At 65.8% G+C, this 20631-nt stretch carries 4 protein-coding genes; all 4 read right to left on the bottom strand.

Annotation, left to right across the window (positions count from 1 at the left end):
• Positions 1-5: 5 nt before the first annotated feature.
• Genes MUG78_RS02665 through MUG78_RS02675 form a run of 4 tightly spaced genes read right to left on the bottom strand, consistent with a single transcriptional unit; the run spans position 6 to position 20623 of the window.
• The gene (locus tag MUG78_RS02665) at positions 6-10976 is read right to left on the bottom strand and encodes a non-ribosomal peptide synthetase (protein ID WP_246991950.1); all 10971 of its coding nucleotides are present in this window, start codon (positions 10974-10976) and stop codon (positions 6-8) included.
• A gap of 35 nt (positions 10977-11011) precedes the next feature.
• Positions 11012-13288, bottom strand: a complete 2277-nt coding sequence (locus MUG78_RS02670; RefSeq protein WP_281499770.1) for a condensation domain-containing protein — start codon at positions 13286-13288, stop codon at positions 11012-11014.
• Positions 13189-14007, bottom strand: a complete 819-nt coding sequence (locus tag MUG78_RS18070; RefSeq protein ID WP_281499936.1) for an AMP-binding protein — start codon at positions 14005-14007, stop codon at positions 13189-13191. Before MUG78_RS18070 ends, MUG78_RS02670 begins: the two co-directional genes overlap by 100 nt.
• Entirely contained in the window at positions 13901-20623 is a 6723-nt protein-coding gene (locus MUG78_RS02675) for a non-ribosomal peptide synthetase (RefSeq protein WP_308221320.1), read from the bottom strand. The genes MUG78_RS18070 and MUG78_RS02675 overlap by 107 nt, the downstream gene beginning before the upstream one ends.
• Positions 20624-20631 lie beyond the last annotated feature (8 nt).

The following is a 20631-nucleotide window of genomic DNA, read 5'->3' on the forward strand; positions in this document are numbered from 1 at the left end:
CTGCGTCACTCGATCAACCCCGTCAGGGTGTCGGCGTCGCCGGTCGGCGAGCTACCTGTGGTCCAGCCTGCAATCTCCAACCGCTCGGAGCTATCGAGCAGCGGGGCCAACGCGACGGGCTTGTTCGGGGACTGCGTCAGCGCGTCGAGCACTGCGCTGAACCGCTCTGCGAGTTTAGCGATAGTGGGTTCGGCGAAGAGGTCTGTCGCATAAACGATGGACACCGTCCACGGGTCCCCTGCGCGGGCCTGAACGGTAAACGACAGGTCCATCTGCGCAGTGGTGATCGGAACCTCCAGCGGCGCCACCGTCAGACCGTCGAGTTCGACGACCTGCTTCGGTGGCCGCTGGTGATTCACCGACAGCATGACCTGGGCCAACGGCGAAAAAGCCTGCGACCGGACGGGGTTCAGTCTGTCGACGACGGATTCGAAGGGCACATCTGCGTGAGCGAAGGCCTCCAGGTCGACATCCCGGGTTGCGTCGAGGACGCCGAGGAAGCTGTCGCCGATGTCGACCTGCGAACGCAAGACGAGGGTGTTCACGAACATGCCGATGAGACCGTCGAGCTCCGCCTGTCCGCGTCCGGCGATCGGCGTCGCGATGGTGACGTCGTCGCTGGCGGAGAGTCGTGCGAGCAGTGTCGCGAGAGCGGCGTGGACCACCATGAACACACTGGCCCCGCGAACCCGAGCGACTTGTTCGACACGGGCACCGACCTCGGCCGACAATTCGAAGTCGAATCCAGCGCCCGCATAGGACGCGACCGGCGGTCGAGGATGGTCGGCCGGGAGTTCCAACACATCCGGGATTCCCGCGAGTGCATTCTCCCAGTGGGCCAGCTGCTTTCCGGCGATGGATCGTTGATTGGTCGGATCGCCGAGGACCGCGTGCTGCCAGATGGCCACGTCGGCGAACTGCACCGGGAGCGGAGTGAACGCGGGATCTTCACCCTTGGCTCGCGCAACGTATGCGGTCACCATGTCGGTGATGAGCGGCATACCGGATTCGCCGTCGCTGACGATGTGGTGCAGCACGGCCAACAGGAGCCACTCGCCCGGGGTCTCTTCCCACAGCCGGATCCGCAACGGCGGACGCCGAGTCACGTCGAAGCCGGCTGCTGCGGCCGCAAAGAGTTCTTCTTGCGAGCCGACGACGGACAAATCGAGGTCGGCAATCGCCTCGTCGGCGGACAGGATGCGCTGGGTGGGTTCCCCTTCGACGGCCGGGAATACGGTCCGCAGTACTTCATGACGACGAACGACGTCGCTAGCTGCGGCACGCATGGCACCGACGTCTAGATCCCCGGCGATACGGATGGCGATGGGGATGTTGTAGGTGGCGGTACCCGGTTCGAACTGGTTGATGAACCACATGCGTTGCTGAGCAAACGACAGCGGAATGCGTTCGGGACGCGGCACGACGGCGGTCACCGGCGGCAGGGCGGGAGCCTTACCCACCGATGCAGCAGCCAACTCCCGCACCGTCGGTGCATCGAAGAGGTCCCGGATCGAGAGCTCAACCCCGAGCGCGTCTCCAGCCCGCGCCACCACGCGCATCGCCGAGAGCGAGTTACCACCCGCATCGAAGAACGACGCCGTCACCGACACCTGATCAAGACCAAGCACATCAGCAAACACCGCAGCCAGAGCTTCCTCGGCCGCGCCCTCGGGAGCCACGTACTCCTCGAGTACGCGACCGAAGTCCGGTGCCGGCAGAGCCTTACGATCAAGCTTGCCGTTCGCCGTCAACGGCAACTGATCGACCACCATCACCAGGTCCGGAATCATGTACCGGGGCACATGCTTGCCGGCCTGCTCACGAATGGCCTGCACATCAAGTTCCACACCCGCATCAGCGACCACGTAGCCGATCAACGCATCGCCGCGCTGGCTGTCAACGATCACCGTGGCCGCGGCGCCAGTCACCCCATCGGCAGCCAACAGCGCGGCTTCGACCTCGCCGTACTCGATACGGAAACCACGCAACTGCGCCTGACCATCAGCGCGACCCAAATACTCGATATCGTCGCCCACACGACGAGCCCGGTCACCCGTGCGATACAACCGCGACCCATCCGAAGCGAACGGATTCGCCACAAACCGGGTGCCCGTCAGATCCGGGCGAGCCAAATACCCCTGCGCCAACTGCGCACCGGCCACATACATTTCACCCGGCACACCCTGCGGCACCGGACGAAGACGATCATCCAGAATATGGATCGCCAACGTCGAGAGCGGACGACCAATGAACGACGGATCCGCCGAACGCACATCGCCGCGATCGATCTCGCGGAAGCTCACATGCACCGTCGTCTCGGTGATGCCATACATATTGACCAGCCGAGCCCGGTCATCGGGGTTCTCATCAAACCAACGACGCACCTGATCAAACGCGAGCTCTTCGCCACCGAACACGATGTACCGCAACGCCGACTCGGCACTCGGGTTGCGGCGGCGCGCATCGATCACCTGATAGAACGCCGACGGCGTCAGATTCAAGAACGTCACCTGCTCATCAGCAAGCAACTGAACAAACGCATCCAGATCGCGGGCAAGATCACGATCCACGATCACCACACGCGCACCCGAGAGCAGCGGACCCCACAACTCCCACACCGAGAAGTCGAACGCATACGAGTGGAACATCGTCCACACGTCATCAGGCCGGAAATCGAAGTCCTGCGCACAGGCAGCCATCAACGCCGCGACATCAGCGTGCGTGACCTCCACACCCTTGGGCAGACCCGTCGAACCCGACGTGTAAATCACATACGCCCGCGACGACGACGGCACGCTCACCGACGTGAAACTCGCACCCGCATTCTCGACGATCACCCGATCGACATCGAGGACAGCAACACCGGCGCCGACTGCTGACCACAGTTCGTGGCCCTGCGTGGAAGCGTCCGTGAGCACCACCGACACCCCGGCATCACCCACGATGTACGACAAGCGCTCGACCGGGTTGGTCACATCCAACGGCAGATACGCCGCGCCCGCCTTGAGCACACCCAGAATCGCCACCGGCAGATCCACCGACCGCGCCGTCGCCAAACCGACCAGATCACCGGCACGCACACCGGCAGCCACCAAACCAGCTGCCACCGCATCCGAACGGCCATCCAACTCCGCGTAGGACACGGTGACACCCAACGCCGATACCGCCGGCGACGAACCGAAACGCTCCACCGACCCGGCGAACAACTCCACCAGCGTCCGCTCGGCGCCCACGGGAACCACCGGCGCAGGCAGCCCCGCCAACCGCTCCCGCTCACCGGCGTTCAGCAACACCACGTCACCGACCGGAGAAGCCGGATCAGCCGTCACCCCATCCAGCAGCACCACCAACCGATCCGCGAACGACTGCACGGTCGCCTCATCGAACAGATCCGTGGCATACAGAATCGAACCCGCCCAGTCCCGGCCAGCCGCCGCCGACGACACATTGAACGTCAGATCCACCTGCGCCGGCACCACCGGCGCCGCCAGGGCCTGTGCCGAGATACCGGCGATCTCCATTTCCGCCTGCGCCACCGACGCCGCCGGATCGAACGACAGCATCACCTGAGCAAGCGGAGAGAACGCCTCCGACCGCACCGGATCCAACGCCTCGACCACCGACTCGAACGGCACCTCGGCATGGGCGAACGCATCCAGATCCGACACCCGCACCTGATCAAGCAACTCAGCGAAACTCATCGACGAATCGACCCGGGCACGCAACACCAGAGTGTTCACGAACATGCCCACCAACGCATCGAGCGACTCCGAGCCACGACCAGCGATCGGCGTCGCCACCGCAACATCCCCGGTCGCCGACAACCGCGCCAGCAGCACCGACAAACCGGCATGCACCACCATGAACGGCGTCAACCCCGACCCGGCAGTCAACCCCGCGATCCGATCACCGATCTCCGCCGGAATCACAAACGAAACCTGCCCACCGACATGCGAAGCGATCGCCGGACGCGGACGATCGGCAGGCAGCTCCAGCACATCCGGCAAGCCCGCCAGCGCCTCCCGCCAGAACACCAACTGACGCCCCAGCACCGAATCCGCCACCTCGGGCGCACCCAAAACCTCGCGCTGCCACAACGCGAAATCAGCGAACTGCACCGGCAACGGCGCAAACACCGGCACCCCACCCGCAGCCCGTGCGGCATAGGCGGTCAACACATCGGTGACCAACGGCAGCATCGACTCACCATCAGCACCGATATGGTGCGCCACCACCGCAAACAAGTAGTCGTCACCCTCGCGGCAGATCACCACGCGAATCGGCCACTGCATCGTGACGTCGAAACCGGCGGACACCGCAGACCCGAAGGCCTCAACCGAATCGGCCTCGATCCACACCAGATCCGCATCCACCGACGACTCCGGGGCGATCACCTGAACCGGGACACCCTCGACATCGGGGAACGTGGTCCGCAACACCTCATGCCGACGCACCACATCGGCCACCGACGACCGCAACGCACCGACATTCACATCACCGGACAAACGCAACACAACTGGAATGTTGTACGTCGGGGCCTCCGGCTCCAGGCGGTTGATGAACCACATCCGCTGCTGCGCAAACGACAACGGAATCCGCTCCGGACGCGGCACCACCGCCGTCACCGGCGGCAGCGCGCTGCCTCGATCAGCCAACGCTGACGCGAGCTCCCGCACGCTCGGCGCGGCGAACACGTCGGCGATGGAGACCTCGACATCGAGAGCGTCGCCGATACGACCGACCACGCGCATGGCAGACAGTGAGTTGCCGCCCAGATCGAAGAACGACTCGGTGGCCGAGATCTGGTCCATCCCGAGGATTTCCGCGAAGACCTCGGCAATCGCGACTTCCTCGGCGCCTTCCGGGGCGATGTATTCGGCAGCTTCGACGACGGGCTCGGGCAGTGCGTTCTTGTCCAGCTTGCCCACCGGGGTCAGCGGCATCTCGTCGAGCACGTTGATCGACGCGGGCACCATGTGGCTCGGCAGGCGTTCGGCCAGGAAACTGCGCAGCTGTGCCGGCTCCACCTGGGCACCGCTGCGCACTGCGACGTAGCCGGCGAGTGCGGTGGCGACCGATCCACCGACGCCCACCACCACCGCGGTCACCACATCGGGGTGACCTGCCAGGACCGTCTCGATCTCACCGAGCTCGATACGCAGACCGCGCAGCTTGATCTGGTCGTCGCTGCGGCCGGTGTACTCGATGACCCGCTGGCCGCCGTCGCCGGTCCGCCAGCGCACCACGTCGCCGGTCCGGTACATGCGGTCGCCGGGGATGCCGTACGGGTTCGCGACGAAACGCGAGGCGGTCAGCGCCGGAACACCCAGGTATCCGCGCGAAAGCTGGTCGCCGCATACGTACAGTTCACCGGGCACCCCGACCGGTACCGGCTGCAGTTCGTCGTCGAGCACCAGGAAACCGACGCCCGCGAGCGGGCCGCCGAGGTACACCGGTGCTCCGACCTGCATCGGTTCGCTGATCGCGACACCGATGGTGGTCTCCGTCGGGCCGTAGAGATTCTGGATCCGCGGGAACATGGCCCACTGGTCTTTGAGCGCCTGAGGCACGGCCTCGCCACCGGCGTAGACCACCCGCAGCGCCGGGAGCGTCGCCGGATCCATGGTCGCCAGCACCGACGGCGTCAGGAACGTGTGCGTTACCGCGTGACGCATCATGAAATCTTGCAGCACCTGCCCACCGACCGCCTCGGCCGGCCGGTACACCAGGACGCCGCCGGACCGGGCCGCCAGCAGGTATTCCAGGACGGACGCGTCGAAGCTCGGTGAAGCAAATCCGAGTACCCGGGAGCGCTCATCGGCTTCGGAACGACGAACCTCCTCGTCCGCGAAATTGGCGAGGCCCGAGTGGGTCACCGACACGCCCTTGGGACGGCCCGTGGATCCGGACGTGAAGATCACGTACGCGGTGTTGTCGACGTGGACGGGACGGAGACGGTCGGCTTCGGTCAGCGGCACGGCGTCGAGGCCGTCGACTTCGGCCGCGAGGGCGTCATCGTCCAGTCGGTGCCAGGTGAAGCCGCCGGCTGGCAGATCGCCCGATGCTTCGACGGCGAGGCCGATCGCAGCGCCGGAGTCCTCGATCATCGCTGTGACCCGGTCGGCAGGATAGGTGGGATCGATCGGCACGTACCCGGCGCCGGTCTTCGCGACCGCCCAGATCGCGACGAGCAGCTGCGACGAGCGTTCGATCGCGAGGGCCACCAGCTGTTCGCTGCCGACGCCCTGATTGATGAGCCAGCGCGCAAGCCGATTCGATCGCGCGTCTAGGTCTGCATACGTCAGGTATGAACCGTCGGGATCGACGACGGCTTGCCGCGGCCCCCACTTGTCGACGGCCTGCGCGAAGAGCTCGCTCAGCAGCGCCGGGTCGACGCCCGCGCCGCCGGACACGATGGCACCATCGGTCGGGATCGTCCGGGCCTTCCTGACCTCGGGCACGTCGGAGACGCTCGGCGCGGCCGTGGACGCAGCGGAGCTTTCGGCGACGTTCTCCGGCAGCGTGATGCTGGCGATCGGCAGCGACGGATCGGCCACCACCTGTTCCAGGCTCGCCACCAGGTAGGCGGCGACCATGTCCATGCTTCGCCGATCGAAGAGGTCGGTGGCGTAGAGCAGGTTGCCGGACCAGTCGCCGTGGGTGTCGGCGACGGTGACGAGAAGATCGATCTTGGCGGGAGTCTCCGGCGCCGCGACCGGCTCGACGGTGAGGCCGCCGAACTCGGCACCGGCCAGTGTCTCTCCGGCCAGTTCCGGCACGTCTGTCTGGTTGAACGTGAGCCAGACCTGCGTGAACGGTGAGAAGGCCGTGGACTGCACGATGCCGAGTTCCTCGACGACCGTCTCGAACGGCACGTCGGCGTTGACGTACGCGTCGAGATCGGCACGCTTGGCCTCGGCCAGCAGCTCGTCGAAGGTGATTCCGCGCGGCACTCCGGTGCGGAGCACCAGCGTGTTCACGAACATGCCGACCAGGTGCTCGAGTCCGGCCTGTCCGCGTCCGGCGATCGGGGTGCCGATCGCGATGTCGCGCTGTCCTGTCATCCGGGCCAGCAGTGCGGCGAGCGCCGCGTGGACGACCATGAACGGAGTCGCTCCGGACTGGTCTGCGAGTGCCCGGATTCCGGCGGCGACGGCCTCGGGGATGACGAACGGAACCAGATCTCCGCGCTGGGAGGCCACCGCGGGTCGCGGCCGGTCGAGCGGCAGTTCCACGAGCTCGGGTAGTCCGGCGAGCTGGGTCTTCCAGTAGTCGAGCTGGCCACCGACGACCGATTCTGGGTCCTCCGGAGTTCCCAGCACCTCGTGCTGCCAGAGTGCGTAGTCGGCGAATCCGTACGTTAGTTCGATGAACTCCGGATCGCGGTCGTCGGCTTCGGCGAGGTAAGCGGTGAGCAGGTCGGTGACGAACGGTGCCATCGACTCGCCGTCGAAGGCGATGTGGTGGACCACCACCACGACGATGTGCTCGTCTGGACCGGCCGCGAGAACCCGGATGCGGATCGGGGTCTGGCGCGTGAGGTTGAAGCCGGACGTCAGGGCTTCCTGGATCTCGTCGGCCGAGTCGACGACGTCCCAGTCCAGACGCGCGGCCACCGATGATTCCCGCGCGATCTTCTGACGGGGGTTGCCGTCGATGGACGGGAAGGTGGTCCGCAGGACTTCGTGGCGCACCACGACGTCGACCATCGCCGTGTGCAGTGCGTCGAGGTCCAGCGGACCGGTGACGCGCAAGCCCATCGGAATGTTGTAAGTCGAGGAGTTCGGATTGGCCTGGTTGAGCAGCCACATGCGGTGCTGCGCGAACGAGAGCGGCACCTGCTCGGGCCGCGGCACCACAGGGGTCACCGGCGGCAACATCGGTGCGCTACCGGCCGCGCTCGCCGCCAGCTGGCGGACGGTCGGCGAGTCGAAAAGATCGCGCACTGACACCTGCACGCCCAAAGAATCGGATACCCGCGCCACCAACCGCATCGCCGACAGCGAGTTACCGCCGGCATCGAAGAACGACTCGGTCGCCGACACCCGCTCAACCCCGAGCACATCGGCGAACACTCGAGCGAGCGCCTCTTCGGTCTCCCCCTCCGGGGCCACGTACTGCGCTTCCAGCGCACCGAACTCCGGCGCCGGCAACGACTTGCGGTCGATCTTGCCCGCCGTATTGAGCGCGATATCGTCGACGACCATCCACACCGTCGGCACCATGTACCCCGGCAACGCTGCGGAGGTGGAGGCCTTCACCGCATCCAGATCGAGTGTTTCTCCCGGACCTGCACAGACGTAGCCGACCAGATGCTCGCCACCATCCGGGGACGTCGCGACCGTCACCGCGGTATGCACCACGCCCGGCGCCGCGGCAAGAACGGCTTCGATCTCACCGAGCTCGATCCGCTGACCACGCAACTTGATCTGGAAATCCGTACGACCCAAATACTCCAGAGAGCCGTCGCCGAGTCTGCGCACCAAATCACCGGTGCGGTATAGCCGCGCCCCCGGTGCCCCATGCGGATCGGCCACAAAACGTTCCGCAGTCAGATCAGCGCGCGCCGCATAGCCACGCGCCAGCTGCACACCACCCAGATACAACTCACCCGGCACCCCCGCAGGCACCCGATGCAGGCGACCGTCGAGGACCACTGCCGACGAATTCCACACCGGCACACCGATCGGCACCGTCGGATCCTCCGCCGACACCTGCCCGATCCGCTGATAGGTGATCTCGATCGCCGCCTCAGTCGGGCCATACAAGTTGTAGAACAACGCCTCCGGCCACACATCACGCGTAGGAGCCGCCACCGCCGACGGCAACGCCTCACCCGTGGTCGACACGATCCGCACCGACGACAACGAGTCGAGCAGAGCCCGGGGCACCACGTCCAAGAACACCGACAACATCGACGGCACGAAATGCACCATCGTCGCCTGAGTGCGCACGATCTCCTCGGCCACATACACCGGCTCCAGATGACCACCCTGCTTGAGCACCACCAGCGACGCGCCCACCATCAACGGCGCAAACAACTCCGGCACCGAACAATCGAACGTATACGGCGTCTTCTGCACCACCACATCGCTGCCATCGATCGGCAACTCATCCAAACCCCACCAGAAACGGTTCAGCACCGCCTCATGCGTCAACGTCACACCCTTAGGCATCCCCGTCGACCCGGACGTAAACAGCGTGTACACCGCCGAATCAGCCCGCAACGGCACCAACCGATCACCATCGGTCACCGGAGCCGCTGCAGCAGAGTCCGCTTCCACCGGCACCGACGCATCGACCTCGCGCACCGGCACCCCGGCAGCCTCAGCCGCCGCCAACGCATCACCGACCAGCGAACGATCAGACACCAACAACAACGACGCCTGCGCCGTGGTCAGCATGTACTCGACACGATCAGCCGGAGTACCCAAATCAACCGGCACATACTGGCCACCAGCAGCAACCACCGCATGAACCGCGACCATCATCTCCACCGACCGCGGCACCGCCACAGCCACCGAAACCTCAGGCCCCACACCCGCAGCAATCAACTCCCGCGCAAACACATTCACCCGCGCACCGAACTCGCCATACGAAACTTCACGCTCACCGAACACCAACGCCGTCGCCTCCGGCGTCCGCACCACCTGCGCAGCGATCACATCGGCCACCGACCCGGAAGCAACCTCCACCGCCGGACCCATTGACTCGACTAGGACCCGTTCACGTTCCTCGGCATCGAGCAGCGGCAGATCGGCCACGAGCTCGTCCGGTACCGCCGCGCCCGCTCGGAGAATCTCCGCGATGGCGTCAGCGAAAACCGTCACCTGCTCTTCGCCGAAGACATCCGGCAGATACTTCAGGTGTCCACTGACGCGTCCTCCGTGTTCTTCGGTGATGAAGCTGACGGGATAGTGGGTGGCATCCCGCATCGAGATCCCGCGCAACTCCAGTCCGTCTGAGCCCGCCTCCGAAATTGACTCGGTATCGATCGGGTACGACTCGTGGATGAACAGGGTGTCGAATTCGAGCGCCTGCGGTGCGATCCGGGCGAGGTCCGGCAATCCGATGTGATGGTGATCGAGCACCCGGACCTTGCCACGCTGCAACGCCGCGAGCATTTCTCTGAACGTCACCGACGGATCGATATCGACGACCACAGGCAGGGTGTTGATGAACAAACCCACCATGGTGTCGACACCATCGAGATCGGCTGGCCGTCCGGACACCGTTTCGCCGAAAGTGACCACGCGGTTGCCGGTCAGACGGGACAGCAGCACGGCCCAGGCCGCCTGCAGCACCGTCGACAGCGTAGCTCCGCATTCCCGTGCCAGGCGCAGGACGTTCGCGGAGGTGTCATCAGCCAATGCGAAGCCGACCTCGCGCGGAGCTTGATCGATCGCCGTGGTTCCTGTGGGCGCAATCCGGGTCGGGCCGTCAACGGCCGCCAGGTTCTCCTGCCATGCCGCGATACCGGCAGCAGCATCGGTGCGCGCCACCGCTCGCGCGTGGTCGGCGAAGCTGTGCTCGTGTGTCGGCGTGTAGGGCGCACCCGTCGCATAGGCGGCAAGCAGATCTGTTAGGACCAGCGGGCCGGACCAGCCGTCGAACAGAATATGGTGCGAGGTGACGATCAGGTCGGCACCGTTGGGGTGGCGGACCAGGATCGCCCGCAACAGTGGCGGGGATGACAGGTCGAAGCGTTGCGCACGCTCGGTGTCGGCGATCTCTGCCAGGCGCACTTCCGCAGCTTCGTCGTCTAGGTCTCCGAGGTCCGCCTCGCGCAGTGGGACCACGACATCGTCGGGAACCACTGCCACCACTCCGGCTTCGATCTGGCGGAAGCTGGACCGCAGCACCTCGTGGTGCTGCAGGAGGGTATCCATCGCCGCTTGCAGTCGGCCGGTATCGACGTCGCCGAATTGCACACGCGCCTGCACGTGATAGACGTCCAGCTCGTCGTCGCGAACCATGCCGGCCTGGAAGAACAATCCGGCCTGCAGCGGCGTCAGGGCCAGACCTGCGCCCCCGGAGCGTCCAGCGCGATCAGGTCGAGTTCTTCCTGAGTGATGCCCGAGCCCGGCACGTCCGACGGCGAAAGACCGATCTGGTTCCGGCCTGCTTCCACCGCGGCGGAGAGCTCCGCCGACCACTGATCGGCCAGACCTTGGACGTCTTCGGCCTGGAGCATGGCTTCCGGGAATCGGAACCGCACCTGCAGGCGGCGGCCATCCTCGCTGGCGACACTCATCGCATCGATGATGAGCGCGGCCGACATGGTCATCTCACCTCGAACGCTGCCCGGTAGTGGCGGCACATCACCGGCGGTAGCGAACGGCGTCTCGACGCCCACACCGGCGGCGCCAGTCGCCCCAAGATAGTTGAACAGGATGGACGGCAACGGCCTCGATCCGAGATCACCGATCGCGCGTTCACCGTTCTCGCGGTACCGCAACACCCCGAATCCCGCTCCGCCGTCGGGGGTGCCGAGGCGTTCCTCCTTGGCGGCCTTGATCGCGTGCACGACGTCGGCGGCCGGATCCAACTTCAGCGGCGCCAGCGTGGTGAACCAGCCCACCGTCCGCGAGAGCTCCGCGCGCCGCGGCTCGTCGCCACGATCCAGCAAATGCTCGTCGCGGCCGTGTCCTTCGGCGAGCACCGACACTGTGGCGGCGGCATCGATTCCTCGCGAACGCTGCCAACCATGAACCGCGCGGGCGAAGGTCCCCAGCAGCACGTCATCGACGGTGCCGCCGAATGCCTCCGGCAATCGCGTGAGTAATTCGGCGGCTACCTCACCCTCGACGTTGTGGACCAGTGCGACCGAGGTCTTGTCCCGATCCCGGCTTGCATCGAATCGGCTGCCCAGTCGGGTGGGCAGCTCCGGCAGCCGCTCCAGCCAATAGCCGGATTGTTCCTCGAACTCCTCGCGCAGTCCGGCGACAGCACCGGCCCAGGCCCGCTGCGAGGTGCCTTCAGCTCGCAAGCAGATCGGCTTACCTTCCCGGTGCTGCGCCCACGCGGTGATCAAGTCCTCGATCAGGATCGGCCAGGAGACCGCGTCCACACCGAGGTGATGGATGGCCAGCACGATCCGGGCCCGGTCGTCGCCGGTGGTGACGAGGCATGCCCGGAGCAGACGACCTGCCGCCGGGTCCATCCCGGACACCGCCTCGGTGTAGGCGCGCAGGACGTCGGCACCGAACTCTTCGGTGCCGCTGTCGTTTGTCGACTGGACGGACAGCACGGACTCGGCGGCGTCGAATTCAGTGCCCGCGGTGAGGGTCCACGCCTCGTCGACGATCTCCAGTCGCGCCGAGAGCATAGGATGTGCGGCGACTATCGCGGCCAGGATGTCGGCCAGTGCCTCCGGCGTCATGCCGGCCGGGGCAACAAGCACCATCGACTGTGCGAAATCAGCGAAGTCCGAGGGCTGAGATGAGTGCTCAAGCATCCAGGATGTGATCGGCCTGATGACAGATTCCCCGACACCTCCGCCCGGAAGCTCGTCCAGCACCTGAACACCCCGGTCGGAATTTGTGACCAGTGCGGCCATCTTGCGCACGGTGCGGCTCTCGAAGATCTCTCGTGGCGAGAGCTCCCAGCCGGCCGCCCGCGCCGCCGACGCCAACCGGATCGACATGATCGAATCGCCACCGAGAGCGAAGAACGACTCGGTGACCGACACTCGATCGATCCCGAGGAGACCACCGACAATGGCCGCCAGCTGCTCTTCCACCGAGCCAACCGGAGCGGCGTACTCACTCTGCGCGGCAGAGAAGTCCGGAGCGGGCAATGCCTTACGGTCGAGCTTGCCGGCGCTGTTCAAAACGACGTCGTCGATCAGGTTCCACACCGACGGCTGCATGTACTCCGGCAACGCCGCCGCCACATGCTCCTTCACCGAATCCAGATCCACCGACGCCGGTGAGACGTAACCGACCAGGAACTCGCCACCGGTCGAAGCCTGCGCCACCGTTGCTGCGGCATGCACCACACCGGGAGCCCCGGCGATCACCGCTTCGATCTCACCAAGCTCGATACGCTGACCACGCAGCTTCACCTGGAAATCGGTACGACCCAGGTACTCGAGATCGCCACCGGCCTGGCGCTTGACCAGGTCACCAGTGCGATACAGACGCGAACCCGGCTCACCGAATGGATCAGCGACAAAACGTTCTGCCGTCAACGCGGGCGCAGCAGCGTAACCCCGCGCGATCTGCACACCACCCAAATACAACTCGCCCGGCACACCATCGGGGACCGGCTGCGAACGATCATCCAAAACCAGAGCGGTCGTGTTGGCGACCGCACGCCGATGGTGACGAGCTCATCGCCCGGCAACACCTGCACGGCAGTCACATCGACCGCGGCCTCGGTCGGGCCATACAGGTTATGCAGTTCCGTGGACGGCAACACCGTCAGCAGTTCCTGCGCAATCGCCGGCGCCAGAGCTTCACCCGACGTGAACACCTCGGTCAACGACGTCAACGCCGCGACACCGTCACCGACCACATCGAGGAACACCGAGAGCATCGACGGCACAAAGTGCACCACCGACACCTGCTCCTCAGCGATCACCGACGCCAAGTACTGCGGATCCCGATGCCCATCCGGACGAGCAATCACAAGAGGCGCACCGATCAGGAGCGGCAAGAACAACTCCCACACCGACACATCGAACGTGTACGGCGTCTTCTGCAAGAACCGAGCATCCGCGGCAAGACCGTAGTCGTCACGCATCCACACCAGACGGTTCAGCACCGCCTCATGCGAGACCGTCACACCCTTCGGGGTGCCCGTCGAACCCGACGTGAACAACGTGTACAACGCGCTGTCACCATGCAACGGCGCGAGGCGCTCAGCATCGGTCACCGCAGCAACCGAGAGATCAACCTCAGCGGCTCCGTCGACCGCGATAACCCGCGACTCCAAGCCGGCGACCGGTTCCGGCGCGGTACCCGCAGCGACCAGCACGACCTGGGCGCCCGCCGTATCGAGCATCACCCCGGGCACGCTCAACCGGCGCCGAGATGTCGACCGGCACATACTGGCCACCGGCAGCGGTGATCGCATGAATGGCGACCAGCAACTCCACGCTGCGATCAATGCACACACCAACAGCGACGTCCGGGCCCACACCCGCGGCAATCAGTTCACGCGCCAACGTTGCCACCCGGGCACCGAACTCGGCGTACGAAACCTCACGGCCCTCAAACACCAACGCCGCGGCATCCGGAGTCGCAGCCACCTGCGCCGCCACCGCATCGGCAATCGGCAGCGCAGGCGCCTGGACCGCCGGTCCCGAAGACACCGCGAGCACCTCGTCGCGGGCCGACTGGTCCAACAGTGCAACATCGCCGACAGCCGAACCGGGGTCGCTGGTCAACTCATCGAGGAAGGCCACGAATCGATCGGCCAGCGACCGCGCCGTGGACTCATCAAACAGATCGGTGGCATAGACGACCGCACCCGACCAGGTGCCATCGCCATCGGGCAGCACCCGGAAGGTCAGATCGACCTGGGCAGGAACAAACGGATCAGGCACACCAGCGACCCGCAGACCCTGCACGTCTGCTTCGATCCCTCGCATCGAGGCACCCGGATCGAACGACAGCATCACCTGTGCCAGCGGCGAGAAGGCCTCACTGCGCACCGGATCGATCGCATCAACGACGGCCTCGAACGGCACCTCCTGATGCGCAAAAGCATCAAGATCGCCCTGACGCACACGTGCGAGCACATCGGTGAACGACACACCCGAATCGACCTGGGTACGCAACACCAGCGTATTGACGAACATGCCGACCAGCGCGTCCAGCTCGGCCTGCCCACGACCGGCAACCGGCGTAGCGACCGCAATGTCTTGCGTCGCCGACAACCGCGCCAACAGCACCGCCAACGCGCCGTGCACCACCATGAACGGTGTCACGTCATGAGCACCGGCAACCGCCGCGACCCGTTCAGAAACCCGAGCCGGAATCTCGAACCGGACTTCAGCACCCACATACGAAGCAACCGCCGGGCGTGGCCGATCCGTGGGCAACTCCAGCACATCCGGCAGATCCGCCAACGCATCGCGCCAGTACGACAACTGACGACCCAGCACCGAATCCGCCTCATCCGGCGCGCCCAGCACGTCACGCTGCCAGATCGCGAAGTCGGCGAACTGCACCGGCAAAGGCGCAAACGGCGGCTCCTGGCCGGCCGCGCGTGCCGCGTACGCGGTCAGCACATCAGCGACCAACGGACCCATCGACTCACCGTCGGTGGCGATGTGGTGTGCGACCACAGCGAACACGAACCCGTCGGCACCGACAGGACAGATCACCGCACGGATCGGCCACTGCTCGGTCACGTCGAAGCCCGCAGAGACCTCCGCAACCAACTCGGCCTCAGACTCGACCTCGATCCACGGCAACTGCGCAGCGACTGCAGACTCGGGCGCGATTACCTGGACCGGCGCACCATCGGCGTCGGGGAACGTGGTCCGCAGCACCTCGTGACGTGCCACGACATCAGCAAATGCCGCCTGCAGTGCCGCTACATCGAGGGCACCGGTAATCCGCATGACTGCCGGAATGTTGTAGGTCGGCAGCGACGGATCGAAGCGGTTGATGAACCACATCCGCTGCTGCGCGAACGACAATGGGATCTGCGCCGGACGCGGATCTGCCTTGGTGACCGGCGGCAACGCCGGGGCGCGGCCGGCGACCTCCGCAACGAGTTCGCGCACCGAGGGAGCGTCGAAGACGTCGCGCACCGACACCTGCACACCGAGTGCGTCACTCACCCGCGCGACCAAACGCATGGCCGCGAGCGAGTTACCGCCGGCATCGAAGAAGCTCTCGGTCACCGACACCCGGTCGACGCCGACAAGGTCGGCGTAGACCACAGCGACTGTCTCTTCCTCCGGAGTTTCGGGGGCCACGTACTCAACAGCAGCGAACTCGGGCTCGGGCAGCGAGCGGCGATCCACCTTGCCCGCCGTGTTCAACGGCATCTCGGCCAAAGTCACCCAGGCGGTCGGAACCATGTACTCCGGCAGCTGCTTGGCCAGCTCAACGGCGATGGCGTTGGTATCGACCGACGCCGGCGCGACATAACCGACCAGCTGATCACCCGCCGGGCCCTCGACCACACGAGCCGCGGCATGCACCACACCATCGACCCCGGCGATCGCGGACTCGACCTCACCGAGCTCCAAACGCTGGCCACGCAACTTCACCTGGAAGTCGGTGCGACCCAGGTACTCGAGTTCGCCGGAGTCGCTGCTGCGCTTCACCAGGTCACCGGTGCGGTAGAGACGCGAACCGGCTTCACCGAACGGATCGGCGATGAAGCGTTCGGCGGTCAGATCCGGACGCGAGGCGTACCCGCGTGCGGACTGCACACCACCCAGATACAACTCACCGGCCACACCATCAGGAACCGGATGCAGACGCGAATCCAAGATGAACGCAGTCGTATTCGCCATCGGCGCACCGATCGGCACCACTTGATCGACCTCATCGAGCACTGCCGACATCGTGTAGACCGCGGCCTCGGTCGGACCGAATAGGTTGACCACCTTGGCCTGCGGCACCCGGCGACGGAAATCCTTCGCCACCGCCGGCGGCAAAGCTTCACCACCGGAGAACAACACCTGCAGATTCGGCAACAGCGGCTCATCGCCGACGATGTCCAAGAACGCAGCCAGCAGTGACGGGACGAACTGCACAACGCTCACGTCGGCAGCGTTCATCACGTCAGCGAGGTACTGCGGATCGCGTTCGCCCCCGGCATCAGCGATCACCATCGTCTGGCCCGCCACCAACGGCCAGAACAACTCCAACACCGACGCATCGAACGTATGCGGAGTCTTGAACAACAAACGCTGATCGCCGGCCGGAACAGTCTGGTCGAACCACGCCACAAAGTTGCGCACCGCACCATGCGGGATGGTCACACCCTTGGGCAGACCCGTCGAACCCGAGGTAAACAGGGTGTAGGCGGCATCGGAAGCACGCAGAGGAACAAGACGCTCGGACGAATCCAACGGCTTGGCGTCGGCAGCGAGCTCGCTCGAGCAATCGACTTCGATTACCGGGACGTTCAATCCGGCGACGAACTCGGGGACCTCGGCACCGTTGGCAACCAGTACGAGCTGAACGCCAGCGGTTGAGGCCACGTACTCGGCGCGCTCAGCCGGGGAATCGGTAGCGATCGGCACGTACTGGCCACCGGCGGCCATCACCGCATGGACTGAAGTCACGAGTTCTGCGGAGCGGTCCATCACCACACCGACGGCAGTCTCGGGACCAACGCCAGCAACGATCAGCGTCCGCGCCAACTCGCCGATCCGGGCACCGAACTCGCCGTACGAGAACTCGCGCTCCCCCGCCACCAAAGCCAGCGCATCCGGGCGGGCCGCCACCTGTGTAGCGACCGCGTCGGCGATCGTCTCGTCCAGGATCGGCTCCACCGGGCCAACCGACTCGGCACGAACGGTCGCCGACTCGACGTCGTCGACCAAGGTCAGGTCGCCGACCGGAGCGGTCGGGGACGACAGCACACCCTCGAGCAGTCGGACGAACCGCTCCCCCAACTTTTCGATCGTTGAGTGATCGAAAATCGAGGTAGCGAACGTCAGCAGACCCGTCCAGTCCGACGCCCCATCGTCGGCACCGGCGATGGTGAGGTTCAGGTCCATCTGGGCCGGGGTGTCGGCGCCGTCGAACGGCTCCACGGTCACCTCTCCGACCGGCACACTCTCATCGGAGGCCTGCGCCAGCGGATCGACCGACAGAATCACCTGCACCAGCGGCGAGAACGCCTCCGAGCGCACCGGATCGATCGCATCCACGATCGACTCGAACGGCACCTCGGCATGGGCGAACGCATCCAGGTCCGCCGTACGCGTACGCGCCATCAACGCCTCGAACGACTCCGCCGGATCGATCTGCGTTCGCAGCACCAGCGTGTTCACGAACATGCCCACCAGAGCATCCAGCCCACGCGGGCCACGACCATCGATCGGCGTGCCGAGCACGATGTCGCTCGCCCCCGACATCCGGGCGAGCAGCGTCGCGAACACCGCGTGCAGCACCATGAACCGGGACGCACCCGATGCCGCGGCAAACCGGTCGATCTCCACACCGAGTTTGGCCGGGATCGCGAACTGCACCTGATCACCGGCCGAGGAGAACACCGCAGGACGCGGCCGATCGGTCGGCAACTCGATCACATCGGGCACGCCCGCCAGCGCATCCGTCCAGTACGCCAGTTGCCGGCCCATGATCGATGCCGGGTCCTCGGGTGAACCGAGCACTTCGTGCTGCCACACCGAGTAATCGGCGTACTGCACCGGAAGCGGCACGAACTCCGGTACCGAACCACCGCTGCGCGCCGCATACGCGGTGAGCAGATCGCCCACCATCGGTCCGAACGACTGGCCGTCGAAGGCGATGTGATGCACCACCAGGGCAAGCACCAGCGAATCGGCAGACTCGAGCACCAACCGCACCCGCACCGGCAGTTCGACGGTCACATCGAACCCGCGCTGCAGCTCAGCCAGCACCTCCTCTGCGGCCTCAACGACCCGCCAATCCAGCCGGCTATCCGCTTCACCGACCTCGACGACCAGCTGGTACGGCACACCCTCGCGATCGGGAAACACAGTCCGCAACACTTCATGCCGGGCGACCACATCAGACACCGCCTGGCGCAGCGCCGCAAGATTCACCGCGCCACGCAACCGGAACGCGGACGGAATGTTGTACGTCGGCGCCGACGGATCCAGGCGGTTGATGAACCACATGCGCTGCTGCGCGAACGACAGCGGAATCATCTCTGGGCGCGGCACCAGCGCGGTCACCGGTGGCAGCGCCGGTGCACGATCAGCCACTGCCGCAACAAGCTCTCGCACCGTCGGGGCATCGAACATGTCCCGCACGGAGAATTCGACGCCGAGGGCCTCTCCGGCGCGGGCGACCAGTCGCATCGCCGAGAGCGAGTTGCCGCCGGCGTCGAAGAAGCTCGCGGTGACCGACACCCGCTCCACGCCGAGGACGTCGGCGAAGACTTCCGCGACGATCCGTTCGGCGTCCGTCTCGGGGGCGACGTACTCCGTCTCGGCCACGTCGAAGTCGGGTGCCGGCAACGCCTTCCGGTCCAGCTTGCCGGCGGTGTTCAGCTTCACGTCATCGAGCAGTACCCACACGCTCGGTCGCATGTACTCCGGCAGCGCGGTCTCGACGCCGGCCTTGACCTGCTCGAGGTCGACTGACGACGGTGCCGCGTAACCGACCAGGAATTCCCCGCCACCCGGAGCCTCAAGCACCGTCGCGGCAGCGTGCACCACACCGGGCACGTCGGCGATCGCCGCTTCGATCTCGCCGAGTTCGATGCGCTGACCGCGCAGCTTCACCTGGAAGTCGGTGCGGCCGAGGTAGTCGATTTCTCCGCGCCTGTTCCAGCGGACCAGGTCACCGGTCCGGTAGAGCCTCTCGCCCGGCTGGCCGAACGGATCTGCGATGAACCGTTCCGCAGTCAACGCAGGCTGTGCGGCATAGCCGCGCGCCACCTGAACACCGCCAAGGTAGAGCTCTCCCGGCACACCTGTCGGCACCAGCTGCAGCCGGTCGTCAAGCACGTACGACGTCGTGCCGGGCACCGGTGATCCGATCGGCACGGTCTTGTCTCCGCGCCGCACGTGCTGTCCGATCACCTCGACGGCGGCCTCGGTGGGTCCGTACAGGTTGTGCAGTTCGGCGTGCGGGAACACGTCGAGCAAGCGTTGAGCGACTGTCGGCGGGAGTGCCTCACCCGAGGCGAAGATCATCCGAACCGACGTGAGTTCCTGGATCCGGTCGCCGAGGATGTCCAGGAAAGCCGCCGCCATGGACGGGACGAAGTGCACGACGGTGATTTGCTCACGCTTGATCAGGTCGAACAGGTACTGCGGATCGCCGTGCCGTCCGGGTTCGGCGATGACCAGCGTCGCCCCGATCGCCATCGGGAGGAACAGTTCGGGAACGGACACATCGAAGGTGATCGGGGTCTTCTGCAGGAAGACGTCATCGCTTCCCAGTGACGACCAGTCGCGCATCCAGGCGAGACGGTTGACGATCGCGCGATGGGCGACCGTGACGCCCTTCGGCCGTCCCGTCGATCCCGAGGTGAACAGCGTGTAGGCGGCGTTCTCCGGGAGTAGCGGCACGAGCCGCTCGTCATCATCCAGCGGGCGCGCCGCGAAATCGACCTCGCGGTCACAGTCCACCACGAGTAGGCGCACGTCGTCGCCGACGCCGCGGACCGATGCGGGCAGCTCGCCCTCCAGAACCAGTACGAGCTCCGCACCGGCGGTGGTCAGCATGTATTCGGTGCGCCCCTCGGGCGCGTCGATGTCGAGCGGCACGAACTGGCCACCGGCGGCCTCGATCGCATGCAGTGAGACCAGCAGTTCTACCGAGCGCGGCATGGCGACGGCGACCGCTACCTCCGGCCCGACTCCCGCGGCGATCAGTTTCCGGGCCAGTGTAGCGACGCGGGCGTTGAATTCGGCACGTGAGACCCGTCGATTCCCGAAGACCAGCGCGGCTGCCGCCTCATGGCTGCCGCGCTCGCTCACCTCAGGCACTGGATCCC

This window comes from Gordonia alkaliphila (assembly GCF_023017165.1).
GTDB classification, from domain to species: Bacteria; Actinomycetota; Actinomycetes; order Mycobacteriales; family Mycobacteriaceae; genus Gordonia; species Gordonia alkaliphila.

Bases quoted from the DNA above. Each gene is read 5' to 3' on its own strand.
- MUG78_RS02665 (WP_246991950.1), bottom strand. From the start codon at position 10,976: ATGGTTCGCGACGACGAGCTGGACGTCTATCACGTGCAGGCGCGTGTG.
- MUG78_RS18070 (WP_281499936.1), bottom strand. From the start codon at position 14,007: ATGCTCGATACGGCGGGCGCCCAGGTCGTGCTGGTCGCTGCGGGTACC.